Raw genomic sequence first — 17,262 nt, 5'->3', positions numbered from 1 at the left:
TTTTTAAGATAGAAAGTTAACAGCTTCCTCAAATGTTTACAAGAAATTTGAGGGGAAGGTTCAGGACTTGACCCCCGGCTTATTTTACGCCGCCGCCGAGGGCGCGGTACAGGTCGATGGCGCTGGTGGTGCGTTGCAGGCGGGCTTGCACCAGCGTTTGCTGCGCGCTGAACAGCTCGCGCTGCGCGTCCAGCACGTCCAGCGAGCTGGCCACGCCGTTGTCGAAGCGCAGTTGCAGCAGCTTCAGGCGGTCGGCCTGGGCATCCTGCACGGCGCGCTGGGCGGTCACCTGCTCGCCCAGGTAGTCGCGCGCGGCCAGCGCGTCGGCCACTTCGCGGAAGGCGCTCTGGATGGTCTTCTCGTAGTCGGCCACGGCGAGGTGCTTGCGCGCTTCGGCCAGGCCCAGGTTGGCGCGGTTGCGGCCGGCGTCGAAGATCGGCAAGCTCAGCTGCGGCGCGAACGACCAGCTGCCCGAACCGCCGTCGAACAGGCCGTTCAGCGACGGGCTGCTGCTGCCCAGCGCGGCCGTCAGGCTGATGCGCGGGAAGAAGGCGGCGCGCGCGGCGCCGATGTTGGCGTTGGCCGCTTTCAAGCGCTGCTCGGCGGCGCGGATGTCGGGACGGCGCGCCAGCAGGTCAGACGGCAGGCCGGTCGGCAGCGCGCTCAGGGCGTCGATCTGCTGGTCGCTCGGCATGGCGCCGGCGGCCGCGGCGGACCCGGCACCGGCACCGGCGCTGGCCGGCTGGCCGACCAGCAAGGTCAGCGCGTTGTCCGCCTGCGCGCGCTGGCGCGCCAGCGTCAGGGCGGCGACGCGCGCGGTCTCCATCAGCGTCTCGTTGGCGCGCAGGTCCAGCCGCGACGAGGCGCCCACTTCGGCGCGCTGCTGCGTCAACTTGTAGGTGCGGGCGCGGGCGTCGTAGCTCTGCTGCGCCAGCGCGTACTGCTCGGCGTAGGCGCGCTCGGTGTAGTAGGCCTGCGCCACCTGCGCCACCAGGCTGATTTGCGCCGCCTGGCGCGCCTCGTCGGTGGCCAGGTAGGCCGCCAGCGCCGCATCGTTCAGGCTTTTCACGCGGCCGAAGAAATCCAGCTCGAAGGCGGATAGCGCCAGTCCGGCGTCATAGCGCTTGCCGATGCTGGTCTGGCCGCCCGGCGACAGGAAGGCCGGCGTCTTGGCCTTGGTGGCGGAGGCGTTGGCGTTGAGGTTGGGCAGGCGGTCGGCCGACTGGATGTCGTACTGCGCGCGCGCCTCCTCGATGCGCAGCGCGGCGCTGCGCAGGTCGCGGTTGTTCTCCAGCGCGGCGGCGATCAGCTGCTGCAGGCGCGGATCGGCGAAGTAGTCGCGCCAGCCGGTATCGACGGCGTCGCGCGCGCCGGCCGCCAGCGGCAACGGCTCGCTGGTGCGCGCGGCGGCGCCGGCGCTGTCGGCCGGGAAGGCGGCGGCCACCGGCGCTTCCGGACGCTGGTAGGTCGGCGCCAGCGAGCAGGCCGACAGCGCCGCCGCGAGCAGCGTTGCCGGCACGGCCAGGGGCAGGGCGGGCTTATGGGCAAACTTAGTCATAGGTTTCATGGTTCTTATCGTTCATTTCATGTGCGGCCAGTTTGCGTTGGCGTTCGCTGCCCTTGAAGATCTTGCGGATGACGACGAAGAACACCGGCACCAGGAACACCGCCAGCACCGTGGCGGTGATCATGCCGCCCATCACGCCGGTGCCGATGGCGCGCTGGCTGGCCGATCCCGCGCCGGTGGCGATCACCAGCGGCAGCACGCCGAGGATGAAGGCCAGCGAGGTCATGATGATCGGCCGGAAGCGCAGGTGCACCGCCTCCAGCGTCGCTTCGATCAGGCCCTTGCCCTGCGCCTGCAGGTCCTTGGCGAATTCGATGATCAGGATCGCGTTCTTGGCCGACAGGCCGATGATCGCGATCAGGCCGACCTTGAAGTACACATCGTTCGGCAGCCCGCGCATGGTGGCGCCCAGCAGCGCGCCCAGGATCCCCAGCGGCACCACCAGCAGCACCGCCACCGGTATCGATTCGCTTTCATACAGCGCCGCCAGCACCAGGAAGGCGGCCAGCAGCGACAGCGCGAACAGCATCGGCGCCTGCGAGCCGGAGGTCTTTTCTTCCAGCGACTGGCCGGTCCATTCGATGCTGAAGCCCGGCGGCAGCTGCGCCGCCAGGCGTTCCAGTTCATCCATCGCCTCGCCGGTCGAGCGGCCTGGCGCGGCGTCGCCGGTCAGCTTGATGGCGGGGTAGCCGTTGTAGCGCACCAGCTGCACCGGACCTTGTATCCAGTGCGAGCTGGCGAACGAGGAGAACGGCACCATCGTGCCGGCCGCGCTGCGCACGTTGAGCTGCATGATGTCGGCCGGTTGCAGACGACGCGGCGCGTCGGCCTGCACGATCACGCGCTGCTGGCGCCCGCTGCTGGCGAAGTCGTTGACGTAGGACGAACCGAGCGCGGTTGACATCATCGCGTTGATGTCGGCGAAGGTCACGCCCAGCGCATTGGCCTTCTCGCGGTCGATATCGACCTGCAGCTGCGGCGCGTCCTCCAGGCCCTCGGGACGCAGGCCCTTGAGGATGGCGCTCTTGCCGGCCATGCCCAGCAGCTGGTTGCGCGCGGCGATCAGCGCGTCGTGACCGAGCGAACTGCGGTCCTGCAGGCGCGCGGTGATGCCGGTGGCGTTACCGAGCTCGCGGATCGGTGGCGGCGACAGCGGGAAGATGATCGCGTCCGGGATGCTCGACAAGGCGCCGAACGCGCGCTGCGCGATCGCCTGTGCCGATTCCTCCGGCCCGCGTTCCTTCCAGTCCTTGAGCGGAATGAACACCAGGCCGGCGTTCTGGCCGTTGCCGGAGAAGCTGAAGCCCGCCACCGCGATGGTGCGCGCCACGCCCGGCTGCTTGCGGAAGTAGGCGTCGGCCTGCGCCAGCACGGCCTGCGTGCGGCTGGTCGAAGCGCCGGCCGGCAGCTGCACGTTGGCGATCAAATAGCCCTGGTCTTCGTTCGGCAGGAACGACGATGGCAGGCGCGCGTACAGCCAGCCCACCACGCCGCAGATCAGCGCGAACACCACCAGATAACGGCCGGTGCGCTTGATCATCTTGGCGATCACGCCCTGGTAGCCGGTGGCGGTCACCGCGAACTTGCGGTTGAACCAGCCGAAGAAGCCTTTCTTCTCATGATGATGGCCGGCTTCCACCGGTTTCAGAATGGTGGCGCACAGCGCCGGCGTCAGGGTCAGCGCCATCAGCGCCGAGAACAGCATGGCCGACACCATCGCCAGCGAGAACTGGCGGTAGATCGCGCCGACCGCGCCGCCGAAGAAGGCCATCGGAATGAACACGGCGATCAGCACCAGCGTGATGCCGATGATGGCGCCGGTGATCTGGGTCATCGCCTTGCGGGTGGCGTCGCGCGGCGACAGGCCTTCCTCGCTCATGATGCGTTCGACGTTTTCCACTACCACGATGGCGTCGTCGACCAGGATGCCGATCGCCAGCACCATGCCGAACATGGTCAGCACGTTGATCGAGAAGCCGAACAGCTGCATCGCCGCGAAGGTGCCCATCAGCGCCACCGGCACCACGATGGTCGGGATCAAGGTGTAGCGGAAGTTTTGCAGGAACAGGTACATCACCAGGAACACCAGCAGCACCGCCTCCAGCAGCGTCTTGACCACTTCCTCGATCGAGATCTTGACGAACAGCGAGGTGTCGTAAGGGATGGTGTACTTGACGCCCGGCGGGAAGTATTTGGCCAGCTGGTCCATCTTCTCGCGCACGGCGGTCGCCGTTTGCAGCGCGTTGCCGGTCAGGGACAGCTGTACCGCGATCGCTGAAAACGGCGCGCCGTTCAGGCGCGCGTTGATGTTGAAGCTGGCGCCGCCCATCTCGATGCGCGCCACGTCCTTCAGACGCACCAGCGATCCGTTCGGGTTCGCGCGCAGCACGATCTGGCCGAATTCGGTGGTGGACGACAGCTGGCCTGTGACCACGATGGGCGCGGAGAAGGTTTGCCTGGCGGGGCTGGGCAAGTCGCCCAGCGTGCCGGAGGTGACCTGCGCGTTCTGCGCGCGGATGGCGGCGGTGACGTCGGCCATGTTCATCTTCAGGCCGATCAACTTGGCCGGATCGACCCAGATGCGCATCGCCCGCTCGGTGCCGAACAACTGCGCCTGGCCCACGCCCGGTATGCGCTTGACTTCATTGACCACGTTGCGGGCCAGGTAGTCGCCCAGGCCGGTCGGGTCGAGCCGGCCGTCGGTCGAGGTCAGGCCGACGAACATCAGGATGTTGGAGCGCGCCTTGTTGACCTGCACGCCCTGCTGCGTGACGGCGGCCGGCAGGCGCGACTCCACGCGCTTGATGCGGTTCTGCACATCGACCGCCGCCAGGTCCGGATTGGTGCCGGGGACGAAGGTGACGGTGATGGTGACGGCGCCGCTGGCCTCACTGGACGATTCGACGTACTGCAAGCCGTCGGCGCCGTTCATCTCCTGTTCGATCACGCTGGTGACGGCGTCGTCGAGCACCTGCGCGGTGGCGCCGGGGTAGTTGGCCGTCACCACGATCGATGGCGGCGCGATGGTCGGGTACTGCGACACGGGCAATACCGTGATCGCCAACATCCCGCCCAGCAGTATGAAGAGTGCGATCACCCACGCGAACACGGGGCGATCGATGAAAAACTTGGCCATCGGGACTCCCTGTTATTTGGCGGTGCCGTGATCGGATGCGGCGGAAGCTGTGCCGACCGGGCCTTTCCACGGCTGCGGATTGACCGTGGCGCCGGGCTTGGCCTTCTGGAAGCCTTCCACCACGATGCGCTCGCCGCCTTTGAGGCCGGCGCTGACCACCCAGTTCTGGCCGTCGTTGGCGGTGGCGGTGACCGGCTGCGCCAGCACCTTGTTGTCGGCGCCGACGATCAGCACCGACGAGCCCTCGGGACTGCGCACCACGGCCTGCTGCGGCACGGTGATGGCGGCGTCGTTGACGCCCTGGTCCAGCCGCGCGCGCACGTACATGCCGGGCAGCAGGGCGTGCTGGGGATTGGGGAACTCGGCGCGCATCGATACCGCGCCGGTGCTCTCGTCGACCGACACGTCCGAGAACAGCAGCTTGCCCGTTTGCGGATAGGCCTGGCCGTCTTCGGTCACCAGGGTCACGCGCGCCTCGTTCTTGCCGGCGCCCTTGATGGTTCCGCTGGCGAGCGCGCGTTGCAGTCGCAGCAGCTCGGCCGACGATTGGGTGATGGTGACGTAGATCGGGTCCAGCGTCTGCACGGTGGCCATCGGCGTCGCTTCGCCTTGCCCCACCAGCGCGCCCTCGGTCACCAGCGCGCGGCCGATGCGGCCGGAGATCGGCGAGGTCACGGTGGCGTAGCCCAGGGTCAGGCCGGCGTTGGTGCGCGCGGCCTTGGACGTGGCCAGGTCGGCGGCGGCCTGCTTCTGCGCGGTGACGGCGTCGTCGTATTCCTGCTGGCTGACCGCTTGCGCGGCCAATAACGGTTTATATCGTTTTACCTTTAATTCGGCCTGGGCCAGGTTGGCCTCGGCCTTGGCGACGGCCGCCTGCGCGCTGTCGTAGGAAGCCTGGAAGCTGGCGGGGTCGATGCGGAACAGTACCTCGCCGGCCTTGACGTCGCCGCCTTCCTTGAACACCCGCTGCAGCACGATGCCGGCCGTGCGCGCGCGCACCTGCGCGATGCGCGACGCTTCCGTGCGGCCCGGCAGTTCGGTGCTCAGGGTAACGGTGGCGGGAGCGACGGTGATGACGGCGACGGTGGCGGGTGGCGGGGTGCCGGGAGCGGCGGCTTTGTCGCCGCAGGCGGCCAGCAGGGATAAGGCGAAAACGGCTGCAGTGTAACGAGGTACTAATCTCATGGATGTTTCTCGTAAAAAGATTTAGATGGTGCGCTGGTTCGGCCAGGCGGGGTGGCTGGCTAGGGTCGCAGCATTGTAATACAGCTAGTTATGTAACGTTTTGTAGTGAAGGAAAACAAAAAAGCGGTAACGCGGCCTGCGCCGCGTTACCGCTTTTTAATTTGGCCGGCGCTGTATCAACGCATGCCGGAGATGATTTGCTTCAGCTTGCCCGAGTCGGCGCAGAAGGCGCGGATGCCTTCGCCCAGTTTTTCGGACGCCATCTGGTCTTCGTTGAGCTGGAAGCGGAAGGTCTTCTCGTCCTGCGACAGCTTGATGATGCCGGCGCCCGGCGCGCTCTCCGCGCTCAGCTTGCGTTCGACCGGGGCGTCGCTGTCGGCCAGTTTTTGCAGCAGGTCCGGGCTGATGGTGAGCAAGTCGCAGCCGGCCAGTTCCAGGATCTGGCCGGTGTTGCGGAAGCTCGCGCCCATCACCTCGGTCTGGTAGCCGAACTTGCGGTAGTAGTTGTGGATGCGCTTGACCGACTGCACGCCCGGATCTTCGGCGGCGGCGTAGTCGATGCCGGTGGATTTTTTATACCAGTCGTAGATGCGGCCGACGAACGGCGAGATCAGCTGCGCGCCCGCTTCGGCGCAGGCGATGGCCTGGCCCAGCGAGAACAGCAGGGTCATATTGCAGTGGATGCCTTCCTGTTCCAGGATCTCGGCGGCGCGGATGCCTTCCCAGGTGGCGGCCATCTTGATCAGCACGCGCTCGCGCTCGATGCCGGCCTGCTGGTACAGCTTGATCAGCTCGCGGCCCTTGGCCACCGAGCCTTCGACGTCGAACGACAGGCGGGCGTCGATCTCGGTCGATACGCGGCCGGGGATGATGCGCAGGATTTGTTTGCCGAAGGCGATCAGCAGGTGGTCGATGGTCTCGGCGATCGAGTTGTCGAGGTTGTCGCGCACGGCTTTTTCCAGCAACGGCTTGTATTCGTCCTTCTGCACCGCCTTCAGGATCAATGAAGGATTGGTGGTGGCGTCGCGCGGGGTGTAGGCCTGGATGGACTGGAAATCGCCGGTGTCGGCGACTACGGTGGTGAATTTCTTGAGCTGTTCGAGCTGGTTCATGTGCGCTGCCAATCAGTTGAGGGGAGTGAGGCTGTCGTATGCTTGCCTTATTGTACTCAACCATGAACAATTGTTAAAGAAAGCGAAATCCAATAGTCTCCATATTGACACGCAATAAAGGTCAGCTTGCCGTTTAGGCAAGGCGGTATCCGGCGCGGCTTCGATGTTATATTGTTGGCAATGTGAAAGGAATACCGATGCTTCGCTCTTTGGTGTGGATGTGCCTGATCTTCTTTGCGCTGTCGATCAGCGTCGTCCGAGCCGAGGATGAGGCCGGTTTGCTGATGGCCCGCATCGAGGCGCCGCAACTTCCGGGTCATGACAGCCTCGATGCGCTGAGTTTGCCGGAGTTGATGGAGCGGCTGCACGTACCCGGCCTCAGCATCGCGGTCATCAAGGATTTCAAACTGCACTGGGCCAAGGGATATGGCGTCGCCGACGTGGAAAGCGGACGCCTGGTGGATACGGAAACCCGCTTCCAGGCGGCGTCCATCAGCAAGCCCGTGACGGCGCTGGCGGCCATGCGCCTGGTGCAGGAGCATAGGCTGGACCTTGATGCCGATGTCAACACCATCCTCAAGTCGTGGCATGTGCCAGTTTCGGAGTTGACGCGGACGCAGGCGGTCACGCCGCGTTCGCTGTTCAGCCACACCTCGGGCGCGGCTGATGGATACGGCTTTCCCGGCTACGCGCCGGGTGCGCCGCTGCCGTCGCTGGTGCAGATACTCGATGGCCGTCCGCCATCGAACGTCGGCAAGGTCGTCTTCGCGCGCGCGCCCTTCGAGGCTTATCAATACTCCGGCGGCGGACTGGTCATCATGCAACTGGCGCTGACCGAACTGACCGGCCTGCCGTTTGAGCGTTTCATGCAGTCGACCGTGCTGGCGCCGCTAAGGATGTCCCACACTTCCTTCGAGCAGCCAAACCAGGCGGCCCTGGCGCACGATGCGCAGGGGCGCCGCTTGGAGGCGCCGTGGAAGCTCCACCCGGAGCAGGCCGCCGCCGGCTTGTGGACGACGCCGGGCGACCTGGCGAAATTCATCATCGAGCTACAGACCGGCCTGCGTGGTTCGAAAGGAAGGGTGCTGGAGCCGCGCTACGCCAGGGAGATGATCTCTCCGGCAGGCGTGGGGCCATACGCGGTGGGCCTGGTGGTGGGCCAGCGTGGCGACGGCTGGTATTTCACGCACAACGGGTCGAACTGGGGCTATCGCGCCTGGATCAGCGGCCACGTACGCAAGGGATATGGCGTGGTCATCATGGCCAACGGCGACAACGGCATGGCACTGATGAACCAGATCGCCGACCGTGTCGCGACAGCCTATCACTGGGACTCGGTGGAAAAGCCGGTGGCCAAATAAAAGCGGACGCCGTGGACGTCCGCGTTTTTCTCAGTCAGATCACTTCTGGCCTCTTTCCAGCTCGGAAAGAATGCGATAGGCCGCCGTGACCCTGGCCGCGCCGGGATAGCCTTTGTTTGCCAGCATGACGATGCCGGTTTTCCGGGCGGGGCTAAATAGCGCATACGCGCCGAAGCCGCCGGTCGATCCGGTTTTGTGGATCAGCACATCGGATCGCGGCGCCAGCGGCGGCGTCAGCGCTGTCACCGGGTTGCTGGCCCAGAACATTTGTTCGGACGTGCTGACCAGCAGGCCCCGCAGCCGCGCGGCGGCGGGATATTGTTCCCAGATCAGATCCTGGGTCATCTTGCCGGCCTGGAAGTAACCGATATGCGTGGCCTCGATCGCCTGGCGCAGCGGATCGTCCAGCGGCGCCAGGCCGAGGTTGGCGTCGACGAAGCGGATCAGGTCCGCCGCCGTGGTCTTGACGCCGTATGCCTCGGAGGCCAGCACGCCGGGATGGACCCGCACCGGCGCGTTGGCCTGGTCATAGCCCTGGGCATAGTGCTGCATCTGCTGCGCCGGCACGTTGATGTAGGTCTGCCGCATGCCCAGCGCGGGGAACAGCTGGTGTTCCATCGCCTCCGCAAAAGGCAGCCCCAGGCTTTTGGCGCTGATCCTGGCCAGCAGGCCGATGCCCAGGTTGGAGTAGGTCCTGCGGGCGCCGGCGGCGTCGGCCGGCTGCTGCCAGCGGCGGTAGTAGTCCATCAGCTGATCGTCGTCGCGGACGTCGTCGGGCACCTGCATCGGGAAGGCGGCGGCGGTGTGCGTGGCCAGATGGATCAGCTTGATATGGTCGAAGCTGCTGCCGCGCAGCGCCGGCATGTGCTGGCTGACGGTGTCGGACAGCGCCAACTGGCCCTTGGCCTGCGCGTAGGCGGCCAGCGTGGCCACCAGCGTCTTGCTGACCGAGCCGATCTCAAACAGCGTATCGCGGTCGACGGCCTGACCGGTCTCGCGCGAGGCGACGCCGTAGTTGAAGACATAGTTTTTGCCGTGGTCGGTCAGCGCCAGCGCCATGCCGGGGACATCGTATTGTTTCATCAGCGGCTTGATGGTCCGGTCCACCGTCGCCCTGAGCCGTGCCTCCCGCTCCAACGGGGCCAGCAACTGCGGCAGTTCCTTGAGCAGCGCCTCGCGCGCCAGCACGCCGGCCGGGACATCCTTCGGCTGCGCGTCATCCCTTTGCATCAGGTGCGCGAAGCTGAAGCTGCGCGCGCCCTTCGTGGCCCAGCCCACGTACCAGCCGTAGCCGGAGGCGGAGCCGGTCTTGCCGTGGATGCGCCATCCCGCCAGCGGCTGATCGGCTTGCGTCAGGCGCGCTGTCATGTCGTAGGCGTGGGCGCTGACGCCCAGTTGGCGGTTGACTACCTTGTTCAGGAAGGTCAGCTGCTCCAGCGGCGAGATCTTCAGCGACGACGATATCCACGACAAGGTGAGGCCGTCATGTTCGGCGTCGCCCGTCACGTCGGCGTTCCCGTACTGGAATTGGCTGGCGTAGCCGGCGAAGCGCTGCATGCCCAGCGACTGCGTCACCTGTTGCGAATACCAGACCACCGAGTCCTTCATCCACTTGGTGGGATCGGTTGCCTGGCGCCAGTTGTCGCTCCAATCGACATAGCCTTCGCGGAACGGCAGTTTCGGCGCGTGGCGGTCCTTCAGGATGCCGGCGTCGTAGCCCATCAGGCTGATGGCGATCTTGAAGGTGGACGCCGGCGTCACTTGGCGCTGGCAGTCGCCCCGCTGGAATACAGTCGGGCCGTTGCTGTCGGCCAGCGCCGTGCACACTTCGGCGGCGTGGATGGCGGAAATCGGGACGAGACTGTACAGCGCCCCCAAGATGATGTGGCGAAAATTCATGCGGCTCCTTAGTTGGTGTTGGCTGGTGTTTAAAGTGCGTCCAGTTGCGCCGGCAGATCGCGCAGGAACGCGTCCCTGGTCCTGGGGCCGGCGGAACCTTCCTGTTTGTCTTCCAGCACCAGGCGGGAAAACACCACGGTGCGCCCACCCTTGCTGGCCCAGCCGACGAACCAACCATAGCTGTGCAGCCGGTCGTCGCTGCCGTTGGCCAGCACCGGTGAGGCGGTGCCGGTCTTGCCGTGGATTTGCCAGCCGTTCGGCAAGGCGCCGAGCGCGGTGAGGCGGGCGGTCATGTCGTAAGCGTGGGCCGACAGCGGCAGTTGCCGGTTGACGATTTTCCGCAGGAAGGCGGTTTGCTCGGCCGGCGATATCTTCAGGCTGGAAGCGATCCAGGACATCGCCAGGCCGTTGTCCTTGCCGGGGTCGCCCGAGACATCCAGGTTGCCGTAGCCGAAGCCGCGCACATACTGCCGGAAGCGCTGCGCGCCGAGGCTGGCCGTCACCTGCTGGGCATACCACACGGTCGAGTTGCGTATCCAGCTGGTCGGGTCGGTGGTGGCGCGCCAGTCGGGGTTCCAGTCGGCATAGCCGGGCTTGAACGGCAGGCTGGGCGAGTGGGCGTCGCGCAATATGCCGCTGTCGTAACCCATCAGGCTGACGGCGATGTTGAAGGTCGATGCCGGCGTGACGCGCTCGTCGCAATGGCCGTCGCGCAGCAGCTGCGCGCCGCTGGCGGCATCGACCATGTCCGTGCAGCTGAAGGTGGCCGGTGTGGCCGCGCGCACCGGCGCGCGGTCGGCCAGGGCGGGCTGGAATGCCAGGCTGGCCGCGAAGACGCCCGCCAGGCCGGCGACGGCGGCGCCGCGCGCCCACGGCCCGCGCGGGACGGCGGCCGGTTCGCGGATCAGGCTGATGCGTGTCGCCAGCGTGCGGGCGCTGACGCCGCCGAAGGCCAGCGCCGTCTTGGCTGAATGCGTGGCCGCATGCGTGACCGGATGCGGCTGCAGCCGCAGTTGCCCCACCAGCGCCGCGGCGTACGCCTTGCGCAGCGCCGGCGGACGGTTGCGCAGCACGTCGCGGTCGCAACCGAGTTCCTGCGCCCATGCCAGGTTGTCGCGCAGCAGGCGCATGAAGGGATTGAACCACAGCAGGGTTTGCAGCACGATGCCGGCGCTCATCCATTGCAGGTCGTGCCGGCGCAAATGCGTGAGTTCGTGTTCGACGATCATCTGCTGCTGCAAGGGGGCGAAGCTGCGCAGATGGCGCGGCAGCAGCAGGCGCGGGCGGAACCAGCCGAACAGCATTGGCGAGATCGGCGCGTCGACTTCAATCACGGCCAGCGATGGCGGCGGCGTCGCCGCGTCCAGGCCTTGATGCCGGCCCGGCAGGACCAGGCGCTCGCCGGTGGCGGCCAGGCCGTTCAGTGTACGGTGCGACTGCAGCACGCGGCCCGTGGTGTATGCCAGACCCAGCAAGTACAGCGACAGCCAGGCTTGCGCGCCGTAGCTCAGCCAGGCGCGGTAGTCCGCCGCCGTGCCGCGGCCGCCGGCCATGGCGGCGCCCTGTGCCGGCGTGGTGGCATGGTCCGGCGCGGCGGGGGCGGCCAGCATGGTCTCGGGCAATTCGATCGCTGGAAGCAGGCGCAGCCGCTCGCTGTGCGGCAGCAACAGCGCCAGGAAGGTCGCGATGATGGTCAGCTGGCCCAACAGCCAGATGGAACGCTGCACGGCGACCTGGGGCAGGTGGCGGCGGCAGGCCGCGGTCAACGCCCACACCGCCAGGCCGGCGGCCATGCAGCCCAGGCTGGCAAGCAGGAAACGAACAATGAGAACGGTGGAGAAGGCCATGCGACGCCCTTATGCGACAGATGTCACGCATTGTGCGACATGTGTCGCATGACGTCAAGCGCCTTGCTGATCCGGGTGGGTCAGCCGATGAAGGAATCGAATTGCAGGTCGAACTCCTGCAAGGCCTTCTGCGCGTTCTGCATCTTCTTGCGGAACTCTGGGCCGCGTTGCAGCGCCAGGCCCACGGCCAGCACGTCGATCACCACCAGGTAGGCCAGGCGCGCCGAGATCGGCGTGTAGGGATCGATGTTGAAGATCAGGTCGATCGGGATCAGCACCGTCGCCATGTCGGCCAGCGGCGTGCCGGACGGCGCCAGCACGATGACGTCGGCGCCGCCGCGGCGCGCCAGCTTGATCGAGCGCACCAGCGACGGGCTGTTGCCGCGCTGCGAAATGGCCACCACCGCGTCGCCCGCGCGCAGCAGGGCGGCGGCGATGCTGTGGATGTGCGGGTCGGCATAGGCCACCGTCGGCACGCCGGAGCGGAAGAACTTGTGCTGCGCGTCCGCCGCCACGATGCCGGAGGTGCCCTGGCCGTAGAATTCGATCTTGTTGGCCTTGGACAGGATGTCCAGCGCCCGCTGGATCGCCTCGGGGTCGAGGTTGTTGCGCAGGTCCAGCAGGGTGTTGATCGAGCGGCTGCAAATCTTGTTGACCAGGTCGGCCGCGAGGTCGTCCTGGGTCGGTTGCTCGTTCAGGCCGGGCAGGGCCAGCGCCAGGCCTTGGGCCAGCTTGAGCTTGAACTCGTGCCAGCCGTCGTAGCCCAGCGTGCGGCAAAAGCGCACCACGGTCGGCTCGGACACCTGCGCGCTCTTGGCGAGCGCCGTGATGTTCTGGCTGACCGTCTGGCCCGGATGATCTAGCACGGCCAGCGCGACCTTGCGCTCTGATTTGGAGAGCGAGTCGAGCTGGGTGCGGATGGAATCTAAAAGCATTTAGTCCTCAGGAAGCGCTTCTTCACGCCATTGCAAACCATCGCGGCCGATCAGGGCCGACGCGGCGGCCGGACCCCAGGTGCCGGAGGTGTAGGGAATCGGGAAGCTGTCGTCCGCTTCCCAGTTGTTCAGGATAGGCTCGACCCATTCCCACGCCGCTTCCAGCTCGTCGCCGCGCATGAACAGGGTCAGCTGGCCGCGCAGCACGTCGAGCAGCAGGCGCTCGTAAGCGTCCATGCGCGGCGATTTGAACGATTCGCGGAAGTCCAGCTCCAGCTCGGCTTGCTTCAGACGCATGCCGTCGCCCGGCGTCTTCGCCATCAGGTTCATGCGCAGGCCTTCGTCCGGCTGCAAGCGGATCACCAGCGAGTTGGGCTGGAAGCTGTTGGTCGGCTGCGCGAAGATCGAATGCGGGATAGGCTTGAAGCGCACCACGATCTCGGCCAGGCCGTCGGCCATGCGCTTGCCGGTGCGCAGGTAGAACGGCACGCCGGCCCAGCGCCAGGTGTCGATTTCCGCCTTCATCGCCACGAAGGTCTCGGTGCGCGAATGCTCCGGCGCATCCGGTTCGTCGCGGTAGCTCGGCACGGCCTTGCCGTCGACGTGGCCGGCGCGGTACTGGCCGCGCACGATGTTCTGCGCCAGCGTGGTCGGGGTGAATTTTTTCAGCGAACGCAGCACCTGCAACTTGGCGTCGCGCACGGCGTCCGGCGCGATCGAGGTCGGCGGTTCCATGGCGACGATGCACAGCAGTTGCAGCAGGTGGTTTTGCAGCATGTCGCGCAGCGCGCCCGAGGTGTCGTAGTAGCCCATGCGGTTGCCCACGCCCAGCTTCTCGGCGATGGTGATCTGCACGTCGGAGATCCACTCGCGGCGCCACAGCGGCTCGAACAGGATGTTACCGAAGCGCAGCGCCAGCAGGTTCTGCACGGTCTCTTTGCCCAGGTAGTGGTCGATACGGTAGATCTGCGATTCCTCGAAGACCTTGCCCACTTCGGCGTTGATCTGCTTGGCCGAGGCCAGGTCGCGGCCCAGCGGCTTTTCCAGCACCACGCGCGAATTGGCCGTCACCAGGCCGTTGGCTTTCAGGTTCTCGCAGATCTGCGAGAAGATCGCCGGCGGCGTCGCCAGGTAGTAGACCTTGGTGATGGCGTCGTCCTTGCGCAGCGCCTCGACCAGCGACTTGTAGCTGTCGGAGTCGGTGGCGTTGAGCGACACGTAGACGATGCGGGCGGTGAACTTGGCCCAGGCGGCCGGCGTCACGGCCGGCGACTTGATGTGCGGCTTGGACGTGGTCTCTACCGTCTGCAGGAAGTCCTGCTGGCTGGCGTCGGCGCGGCCGACGCAGATGATGCGGGCAGTGGCGGGCAAGTCATTGGCGACATCGCGGGCGTACATCGCGGGCAGCAATTTGCGCATCGCCAGATCGCCGCTGCCGCCAAACAGAACCAGGTCAAAATCGGTAAGAGCCATAATTATTCGCAGTATGTAGAGTGCTGAAAGAGAAGAGGGATTACTAGTCGTGACTGTAAATTTACTACACGATTTGTCGTTTTGCAAGAAAATTTACTACATATGCTGCGACCGCAGCATATAGTTTATTCGATATACGACGGCTCCGTGCGGCCGGCCACGTCGACGCGGATGGACAGCAGCTTGCCGCTGAGCGGGAACTGCGCCAGTTCCGGCGCCGGACGGGCGCCGGCGCTGGTGATGTACAGCGTGCGCAGGTCGGCGCCGCCGAAGGCCATCATGGTCGGGCAGCGCACCGGCAGCGGGATCTCGCCGATCAATTCGCCGCTGGGCGACAGCTTGGCCAGGCGCGCGCCTTCGAACATCGCGACCCAGTAATTGCCTTCGCTGTCGACCGCGGCGCCGTCGGGGCGGCCGCCGTAGTTGTGCTCCTTGTCCATCGAGAACTGGTGCAGCAGGCGCTGGTTGGCGACGGTGCCGGTGGCGACGTCGAAATCCAGCTTGGTGACGCGGTGGGCGCTGGTGTCGGCGTGGTACATGGCGCTGTAGTCCGGGCTGAAGCCCAGGCCGTTCGAGTTGGTCATGCCGCCCGACCAGGCCTTGCGGATCGCGCCGCGTTCCAGCACGAACATCTCGGCGGCCGGCTTGTCGCGCGGCTCGTAGATGGTGCCGACCCAGAAGCGTCCGGCGCCGTCGACGTGGCCGTCGTTGAAGCGGGTGATGGCGGTGTCGTAGGGCGCGGCGGCGATTTCGGTCAGGCGGACTTCATCGCTGCCGGTGTCGAGGTGCGCGAAGCCGCTGCGCATGGCGACCACCAGGCCGCCCTGGTCGCTGACGGCCAAGGTGGCCGGCTCGCTGGAGAGCTTCCACGAACGATGCGCGCCAGTGGCGGGATCGAGGCGGTGCACGGTGAAGGCGGGGATGTCGACCCAGTACAGCGCCTGCTCCTGCGCGTGCCACAGTGGGCACTCGCCGGTTTGCATGACGGCGTCAAACGCTACCTTTACCTCGACTTCGATGTGTGGTGTGCTCATGGTCTTAAAGGTGTTGTGCGGCTTTGGCCATGACGATCAGGCCATTGGTGGAACTGTCGTGGCGTTCCGGCTTGACGTCGCCGGTCAGCTCCGCGTGGATGTTCTTGGCGAGGACCTTGCCCAGCTCCACACCCCACTGGTCGAAGCTGTTGACGTCCCAGATCACGCCCTGCACAAAGGTCTTGTGCTCGTACAGCGCGATCAGCGCGCCCAAGGTGGACGGCGTCAGCTGGTCCATCAGGATGGTGTTGGACGGACGGTTGCCGGGGAAGGTCTTGTGCGGCACCAGCTCATCGATCTCGGCCTCGCTCAGTTTTTGCGCGGTCAGGTCGGCGCGCACTTCGCCTGCGGTCTTGCCGGTCATGAAGGCTTCCGACTGCGCGAAGCAGTTGGCCAGCAGCGAATCGTGATGTCCCGGCAGATCGTGCGTGGCGCGCAGCGCGGCGATGAAGTCGATCGGCGTGATGTCGGTGCCCTGGTGCAGCAGCTGGAAGTAGGCGTGTTGCGCATTGGTGCCGCACTCGCCCCACACCACCGGGCAGGTCGGCGTATCGACTTCTGCTCCGCCGCGCGTGACGCGCTTGCCGTTGCTCTCCATGTCCAGCTGTTGCAGGTAGGCCGGGAAGCGGCTCAGGTCCTGGTGATACGGCGCGATCGACAACGAGGCGGCGTTGAGGAACTGGCGGTTCCAGAAGCCGACCATCGCCAGCAGCACCGGCATGTTCTGCTCCAGCGGCGCCTCGCGGAAGTGTTCGTCCATCGCGTGCGCGCCGGCCAGGAAGTCGCTGAAGTAGCCGAAGCCCACCGCCAGCGCCACCGCCAGGCCGATCGCCGACCATACCGAATAACGGCCGCCGACCCAGTCCCAGAACGGGAACATATTGGCCGGATCGATGCCGAAGGCTTTCACCGCCTCGGTGTTGGTGGAGACGGCGACGAAGTGGCGCGCCAGGTCTTCTTCCTTGGCCGACCGCAGGAACCAGCTGCGGGCGGTGCCGGCGTTGAGCATGGTCTCGGCGGTGACGAAGGTCTTGGAGGCGATGATGAACAGCGTGGTCTCGGGATGGACCTGCGCCAGCGCGGCGTCCATGTCATGGCCGTCGACGTTGGAGACGAAGTGCATCTTCAGGCGCGGATGCGCATACGAGCGCAACGCCAGCACGGCCATCTTCGGGCCCAGGTCCGAGCCGCCGATGCCGATGTTGACGACGTCGGTGATCGGCTTGCCGGTGTGTCCCAGCCAGGCGCCGCTGCGCACGCGGTCGGTGAAGTCGCGCATGTGGTCCAGCACCGCGTGGACGTCGTGGGCGATGTCCTGGCCGTCGACGGTCAGCGCCTTGCCGCGCGGCATACGCAGCGCCGTGTGCAGCACCGCGCGATGTTCGGTAAGATTGATCTTCTCACCACTGAGCATGGCGTCGCGCTGGCGTTCCACGCCGCGTTCGCGGGCCAGGTCCAGCAGCAGGCCGATGGTGTTGGCGTCTAGGCGGTTCTTCGAATAATCGAGGAACAGGCCGGCCGCGTCCACCGTCAGTTTGGGGAAGCGCTGCGCGTCGGCGGCGAACAGCTCGCGCAATTGCCAGTATTTCGCGGCGGCGGCGTGGGATTCGAGGGCTTGGAAGCTGGAAGTGGAGGTCAGTGCTGGCTGGCGCATAATTGAGTGGCGTCGTTAAGGCTGAGGGAGGGGATGCGTGAATGATACAGGAAAAACAG

The 17,262-nt window shown here is 66.1% G+C and carries 10 protein-coding genes and 3 pseudogenes; 1 reads left to right on the top strand and 12 read right to left on the bottom strand.

Annotated features, from left to right (window positions below; all coding sequences use genetic code 11):
- Positions 1–79: 79 nt before the first annotated feature.
- The 4 genes from AC07OK_RS25705 to tal all read right to left on the bottom strand — a co-directional run bounded on the left by AC07OK_RS25705 (position 80) and on the right by tal (position 7,000).
- A complete protein-coding gene (locus AC07OK_RS25705) occupies positions 80–1,558 on the bottom strand; it encodes an efflux transporter outer membrane subunit (protein WP_494692923.1) in 1,479 nt (492 codons plus the stop codon).
- A complete protein-coding gene (locus tag AC07OK_RS25700; RefSeq protein ID WP_494692916.1) occupies positions 1,551–4,703 on the bottom strand; it encodes an efflux RND transporter permease subunit in 3,153 nt (1,050 codons plus the stop codon). The genes AC07OK_RS25705 and AC07OK_RS25700 overlap by 8 nt, the downstream gene beginning before the upstream one ends.
- A 12-nt stretch (positions 4,704–4,715) precedes the next feature.
- Positions 4,716–5,888: an efflux RND transporter periplasmic adaptor subunit gene (locus tag AC07OK_RS25695; RefSeq protein WP_494692915.1), complete on the bottom strand. Its 1,173-nt coding sequence runs from the start codon at positions 5,886–5,888 to the stop codon at positions 4,716–4,718.
- A gap of 176 nt (positions 5,889–6,064) precedes the next feature.
- Positions 6,065–7,000 carry a transaldolase gene (gene tal / locus AC07OK_RS25690; protein WP_494692914.1) on the bottom strand — a complete coding sequence of 312 codons (936 nt, stop codon included), beginning with the start codon at positions 6,998–7,000 and terminating at the stop codon, positions 6,065–6,067.
- 197 nt (positions 7,001–7,197) lie between these two features.
- On the opposite strand from tal, the gene AC07OK_RS25685 reads away from it, so the two are divergent.
- Positions 7,198–8,361: a serine hydrolase domain-containing protein gene (locus AC07OK_RS25685; protein ID WP_494692913.1), complete on the top strand. Its 1,164-nt coding sequence runs from the start codon at positions 7,198–7,200 to the stop codon at positions 8,359–8,361.
- A 39-nt stretch (positions 8,362–8,400) separates the two neighbouring features.
- Here the strand turns inward: AC07OK_RS25685 and ampC are convergent.
- The 8 genes and pseudogenes from ampC to pgi form a co-directional block, all read right to left on the bottom strand.
- Positions 8,401–9,474: pseudogene (ampC, locus tag AC07OK_RS25680) on the bottom strand (class C beta-lactamase); the annotation flags it as partial.
- Positions 9,475–9,501: 27 nt separating this feature from the next.
- Positions 9,502–10,260 (bottom strand): annotated as a pseudogene (gene blaOXA / locus AC07OK_RS25675) (class D beta-lactamase); the annotation flags it as partial.
- A 29-nt stretch (positions 10,261–10,289) separates the two neighbouring features.
- Positions 10,290–11,105 carry a class D beta-lactamase gene (blaOXA, locus tag AC07OK_RS25670; protein WP_494692922.1) on the bottom strand — a complete coding sequence of 272 codons (816 nt, stop codon included), beginning with the start codon at positions 11,103–11,105 and terminating at the stop codon, positions 10,290–10,292.
- A gap of 150 nt (positions 11,106–11,255) precedes the next feature.
- Positions 11,256–12,107, bottom strand: a pseudogene (locus AC07OK_RS25665) (M56 family metallopeptidase); the annotation flags it as partial.
- A gap of 80 nt (positions 12,108–12,187) precedes the next feature.
- Positions 12,188–13,042, bottom strand: a complete 855-nt coding sequence (locus AC07OK_RS25660) for an SIS domain-containing protein (protein ID WP_445233164.1) — start codon at positions 13,040–13,042, stop codon at positions 12,188–12,190.
- The gene (gene zwf, locus AC07OK_RS25655) at positions 13,043–14,515 is read right to left on the bottom strand and encodes a glucose-6-phosphate dehydrogenase (protein ID WP_494692912.1); all 1,473 of its coding nucleotides are present in this window, start codon (positions 14,513–14,515) and stop codon (positions 13,043–13,045) included.
- Positions 14,516–14,640: 125 nt separating this feature from the next.
- Entirely contained in the window at positions 14,641–15,549 is a 909-nt protein-coding gene (locus AC07OK_RS25650) for an SMP-30/gluconolactonase/LRE family protein (protein ID WP_494692911.1), read from the bottom strand.
- Between the two features lie 4 nt (positions 15,550–15,553).
- Positions 15,554–17,203 (bottom strand): glucose-6-phosphate isomerase, encoded by a 1,650-nt coding sequence (gene pgi / locus AC07OK_RS25645; RefSeq protein ID WP_494692910.1) that lies wholly within the window; start codon positions 17,201–17,203, stop codon positions 15,554–15,556.
- Between the last annotated feature and the right edge of the window lie 59 nt (positions 17,204–17,262).

It is taken from the genome of Duganella sp. GW821-FHT07G03, assembly GCF_059418605.1.
The sequence above is the reverse complement of the archived record's forward strand: the minus strand, read 5'-3'. Positions and strand labels throughout refer to the sequence as shown.

Bases quoted from the DNA above. Each gene is read 5' to 3' on its own strand.
- AC07OK_RS25705 (WP_494692923.1), bottom strand. From the start codon at position 1,558: ATGACTAAGTTTGCCCATAAGCCCGCCCTGCCCCTGGCCGTGCCGGCA.
- AC07OK_RS25700 (WP_494692916.1), bottom strand. From the start codon at position 4,703: ATGGCCAAGTTTTTCATCGATCGCCCCGTGTTCGCGTGGGTGATCGCA.
- AC07OK_RS25695 (WP_494692915.1), bottom strand. From the start codon at position 5,888: ATGAGATTAGTACCTCGTTACACTGCAGCCGTTTTCGCCTTATCCCTG.
- tal (WP_494692914.1), bottom strand. From the start codon at position 7,000: ATGAACCAGCTCGAACAGCTCAAGAAATTCACCACCGTAGTCGCCGAC.
- AC07OK_RS25685 (WP_494692913.1), top strand. From the start codon at position 7,198: ATGCTTCGCTCTTTGGTGTGGATGTGCCTGATCTTCTTTGCGCTGTCG.
- AC07OK_RS25660 (WP_445233164.1), bottom strand. From the start codon at position 13,042: ATGCTTTTAGATTCCATCCGCACCCAGCTCGACTCGCTCTCCAAATCA.
- zwf (WP_494692912.1), bottom strand. From the start codon at position 14,515: ATGGCTCTTACCGATTTTGACCTGGTTCTGTTTGGCGGCAGCGGCGAT.
- AC07OK_RS25650 (WP_494692911.1), bottom strand. From the start codon at position 15,549: ATGAGCACACCACACATCGAAGTCGAGGTAAAGGTAGCGTTTGACGCC.
- pgi (WP_494692910.1), bottom strand. From the start codon at position 17,203: ATGCGCCAGCCAGCACTGACCTCCACTTCCAGCTTCCAAGCCCTCGAA.